Raw genomic sequence first — 4,674 nt, forward strand, 5'->3', positions numbered from 1 at the left:
ACTTATAACATTATTATTCTTCGGGATTGGATGTTTAATGGTTTGGGTGTTATTTATCATAATAAAAGCCATTAATCACAGCGAGCAATATAAAAATACATCGTTGAAAAACTACATAACATACGCATTTTTGTTCTTACTTATCATAGGATTAGGAACATTATTTTTCTACTTAAGTATTATTCATGTAATATCTTATTTATTATATTATTTATAATAGTGAATGATAGATTGAAGGTTTCAGCGCTTGTAGCAAAGTTAAAATGTAGTAGTGAAATAACACAAAGATTTTCATAGATATTACAAGGAGAGGTCATCTACAAAGTGAACCTTATTTAACGAGAAGAGGAACAGTGACTGGGTACTTATTCCTGAACTTGAACATTAAGAGCATCAATACAAACTAGACTCACCTCACCTGTACAAATATTCATTTGCAATAGAAGTATAAAGACATGCTTTTAACATGGATCAAAATAGATAAGCTATTTATTGAATCTAATCTAATAATGTTTTAAACAATTTATTTCCTGAATTTTTTGATAGAAAGGAAGCGTATAACTATGTACGAGTTAAAAACAAAAGAAAATGATGCGAGTGTAATTGAATTTATTGAAAATGTTGAAAATCCTAAAAAACGAGAGGATGCTTATCAACTATTAGATCTATTTACTGAAACAACGGGCTACCAAGCAAAAATGTGGGGACCAAGTATCATTGGATTTGGTGCTTATCATTATAAATATGATTCAGGGCATGAAGGTGATGCACCTTTAGTAGGGTTTTCACCACGAAAAGCAAAAATTAGCTTATATTTTGCTACTGGGGATACAAAACGAGAAGAATTATTAAAAAAATTGGGAAAGCATACATCTGGAAAAGCATGTGTTTATATTAATAAAGTTGCTGATATTGATGTTACTATTTTGAAGGAGTTAATAAAACAGTCGATAACATTTTTAAAAGAAAAATATCCTGCCGAGTAAAATAAATGTACAAGATAAAAAAAGGCTTCATGTTTAAAGCCTACCTCCTCATTGATTTACTAATTTATCCTATTAGAGTAAAATATAGATATCTTTTTCAAATGGGGTGAAAGGATTGTTTATTCTATCTGTTCGAAGTAATAAGATCTCGGGCTAGAAAAAACGCGTACTAGCCAACAAGGGTGGAGTCTGCCCTTTTTTAAGAACAGAAATGAACAATTCGAAAAAGGTCTTAATTTGAAAAGGAGATATTAAAATGAATGATCTTGATTATGGCAAATTTTATGATAGAGTTGGTAAAATAAATGGCTGGGATTTTAGTAAAATAAATGTTTTAACAGAAGGGGTAAAATGGGATTATCAACAAGAAATTCTTAAAAGAGCACACCCAACTAATCTTCTACTTGATATCGGTTCAGGTGGTGGAGAAAACTTAGTAACGCTCGCAGCATCTTTTGCATTTATTGTTGGAATCGATCAATCAGGTGGGATGATCAAAACAGCACAAAAAAATAGTATGCTGGCAAATAATAAAAATATCCGGTTTTGTCAAATGTCTTCTTCATTTTTACAGTTTCCCCACGAGTTTTTTGATATAGTTACGTGTCGGCACGCCCCATTTCACCCAGAAGAGGTTGCAAAAGTACTAAAAAAAGGCGGATATTTTATTACACAACAAGTGAGTGAAGCTGATAAGTTAAATATTAAGCAAGCATTTCATCATCAACATAAAGATATAAATGGTAGATTACAAGCAAGGTATATAGATGAATTAAAACATGCTGGTTTTTCCATCGTCCGATCGGATGAATACAATGCAACTGAATATTATCAATCACCTGAGGATCTACTATTTTTACTAAAGCATACGCCGATTATTCCTCATTTTGCGGAAGAAAAGCACCATTTTAAAATATTCGAAGAGTTTTTGACAAACAATACAACAAGTAGAGGGATATGTACAAATTCTAATCGATTCTTAATTATTGCGAAGAAGTAAAACAAAAAACTCGAACGAAAAGCGTTTCAACTTAGAAACGCTTTTTTCATTTTTCAGAAACTTACAAGATATGTATTGCAATTAGCTCCACCCGTGAAAAGCGAACGCCTCAAGAGGAAATAAACAACCAAAATGAATAGCGCCTGTCGCTTAAAAATAATGCAAAGGGATAAGATGAATATGTAAACTATCTATGGGAGTGATAAAAATGCTAAACGAAAAAACAATTCAACTAGTTCAATCGACGGCTCCTGTTTTAAAAGAACATAGTACAGCAATAGGGAAAAGATTTTATGAATTATTATTTTTAAAAGCTCCCGAATTGTATAATGTATTTAATCAAACGAACCAAAAAAGAGGCCTTCAACAGGAGGCGCTTGGTTATGCTGTTTATGCTGCAGGTGAACACATAACAAACCTCGAGGCAATAAAGCCAGTCGTTGAAAGAATTGCTCAAAAACATCGTGCAATTGGAATTAAGCCTGAACAATATCCTATTGTTGGTGAAACTCTTCTTCAAGCTGTAAAGGATGTGTTAGGTCAAGCAGCGACAGATGAAATTATTGATGCATGGGGAGAAGCGTACGGTTATATTGCAGATGCCTTTATTAACTTAGAAAAAAAGCTATACGAAGAAACGAAAACACAACCGGGTGGATGGGAAGGATTTAAAAAGTTTATCGTTGATAAAAAAATAGCGGAAAGTGATGACGTTACTTCATTTTATTTAAGACCAAACGATGGGGAAGCAATTGCGACGTACAAAGCAGGTCAATATCTAACGTTAAAAGCAGAAATACCTGGTCAAGAATATACGCATATACGCCATTATAGCCTTTCTGAAGCTCCTGGTAAGGATTATTACCGGATAAGTGTGAAACGTGAGGATGAGATTAAAGAGTCTCCAGAAGGTATTGTTTCAAATTATTTACATAAGCAAGTACAAATAGGAGATACACTGTTATTTTCTGCACCAGCAGGGGATTTTGTTTTAGAGGAAGATGACAAACCAGTTGTCTTCATCAGTGGAGGAATTGGAATTACACCACTATTAAGTATGTTAAATACAATTGTTGAGACGCAATCTAAGCGTGAAGTAATTTTTGTCCATTCAACACGAAATCATCAGTCTCACACATTCAAAGACCATGTAAAACAAATTGCCGACAAACATCAAAACGTTCATTCATATGTTTGTTACACAACACCTACTGAAGATGATAAAAATAAGAACCATTATGATAAAGAGGGATATGTAGACTTTGATTTTCTAAAAAGAATTATCCCTTCCAAAGAAGCTCAATATTATTTCTGTGGCTCACTTCAATTTATGGAAACGATAAGTAAAGCGTTAAAACGATTAGGAATAGCTGATGAAAATATTCATTTTGAAGCATTTAGTCCTGTGTCTATTTTAAGAGAAGATTAGTGATTACAATCGTCCAATTGATTCTCCAAAAGCTTTAACATTTTATGGTGTTAGAGCTTTTGTTTTCGCTTTGAAATTGAAAAAGGCTGTTAACTATCAGAGGTTTTAATAGACTAGATTCAAAATAATACTTTAATGAAGTCTTACTATGTGGAATCTATTACTAAATCTATTTATACTAATGTGAATTTTCCATTTTGTAAAGTCTTATAGAGGATTTGTATTTTGTGGTATATGTTATGATTAAAATAATAATTAATTCTGGGGTTAAAGGAGAGTCGAAAAAGATGAGATCAGAAAAGGAAAAAATGGTGAATGGGGAACTTTATAATGCAGCTGATCAAGAGTTAAGAAATGACCGCTTTGAGGCGCGCAGACTAACAAGATTATATAATGAGACATTCGAAACAGAGAATGAGAATAGAACGGAAATATTAAAGGAGCTTTTTGGTACAACAGGTGAAAACCTTTATATTGAGCCAACGTTTCGGTGTGACTATGGCTATAATATCCATGTAGGTGAGAATTTCTATGCTAATTTTGACTGTGTCTTTTTAGATGTTTGTGAAATAAAAATTGGGGATAATTGTTTCATAGCACCTGGCGTACATATTTATACCGCAACACATCCACTTAATGCAAAAGAAAGAATATCTGGCGCTGAATTTGGAAAACCAGTAATGATCGGAGACAATGTTTGGATTGGTGGTAGAGCAATTATTAATCCAGGAGTGACAATTGGAAATAATTCAGTCATTGCCTCTGGCTCTGTAGTAACAAAGGATGTTCCTGATAATGTTGTCGTTGGTGGAAATCCTGCTAAAGTGATTAAAAAAATAGAGCAACATAGTTAATAAATTCAATACAAAATGTTATTAATAATCGCTAGCTAGAATTGCAATAATTTCGAAAAATTAGTTATAATGAAGGTCAGTAAGATAGTTTCGGAGGTGAGATAATGGGGAAAGAACTTCATTTTGGCAAAGATATCCTTACTCTAAAGGTAACGGGTTTAACCTCATTTTTTGCCTTTAAACGAAAAATCTTGATTCCCTATAAGATGATTGAAGAAGTATTTGTCGGTTCGTTTCAAGCTCCGCAATGGATGATTAGGGCGCCTGGTACTTCGTTTGCACCACTAAATATATACGAAGGTAGCTTTAAATATCGAGATGAATGGTATTTTCTTTCCTATGCAAGAACTGATTCATTGTTAAAAATAGAACTCAAAGGACATGAAAAATATAATTATATTATAA

General features: G+C 32.8%; 6 protein-coding genes. All 6 read left to right on the forward strand.

The features are described from left to right. Positions 1-217: hypothetical protein (locus tag HU235_RS24900; RefSeq protein WP_217451452.1), on the forward strand; the 217-nt coding region annotated here is incomplete at its 5' end. 346 nt (positions 218-563) lie between these two features. Then, positions 564-986, forward strand: coding sequence for a DUF1801 domain-containing protein (locus HU235_RS16015; protein WP_174880850.1), 423 nt, complete (start codon positions 564-566; stop codon positions 984-986). Between the two features lie 256 nt (positions 987-1,242). Then, complete coding sequence (locus HU235_RS16020) at positions 1,243-1,986, forward strand: class I SAM-dependent methyltransferase (protein ID WP_174880851.1); 744 nt, start codon at positions 1,243-1,245, stop codon at positions 1,984-1,986. 208 nt (positions 1,987-2,194) lie between these two features. Continuing rightward, a complete protein-coding gene (gene hmpA, locus HU235_RS16025; protein WP_174880852.1) occupies positions 2,195-3,415 on the forward strand; it encodes an NO-inducible flavohemoprotein in 1,221 nt (406 codons plus the stop codon). A 287-nt stretch (positions 3,416-3,702) separates the two neighbouring features. Then, the gene (locus HU235_RS16030; RefSeq protein WP_095300254.1) at positions 3,703-4,269 is read left to right on the forward strand and encodes a maltose acetyltransferase domain-containing protein; all 567 of its coding nucleotides are present in this window, start codon (positions 3,703-3,705) and stop codon (positions 4,267-4,269) included. 104 nt (positions 4,270-4,373) lie between these two features. Continuing rightward, positions 4,374-4,674: hypothetical protein (locus HU235_RS16035; protein WP_174880853.1), on the forward strand; the 301-nt coding region annotated here is incomplete at its 3' end.

Origin of the sequence: Metabacillus niabensis, assembly GCF_902829255.1 — a bacterium.
GTDB classification, from domain to species: domain Bacteria; phylum Bacillota; class Bacilli; order Bacillales; family Bacillaceae; genus Metabacillus; species Metabacillus niabensis.

Coding starts and splice junctions, on each gene's coding strand:
- HU235_RS16015 (WP_174880850.1), top strand. CDS start 564: ATGTACGAGTTAAAAACAAAAGAAAATGATGCGAGTGTAATTGAATTT.
- HU235_RS16030 (WP_095300254.1), top strand. CDS start 3,703: ATGAGATCAGAAAAGGAAAAAATGGTGAATGGGGAACTTTATAATGCA.
- hmpA (WP_174880852.1), top strand. CDS start 2,195: ATGCTAAACGAAAAAACAATTCAACTAGTTCAATCGACGGCTCCTGTT.
- HU235_RS16020 (WP_174880851.1), top strand. CDS start 1,243: ATGAATGATCTTGATTATGGCAAATTTTATGATAGAGTTGGTAAAATA.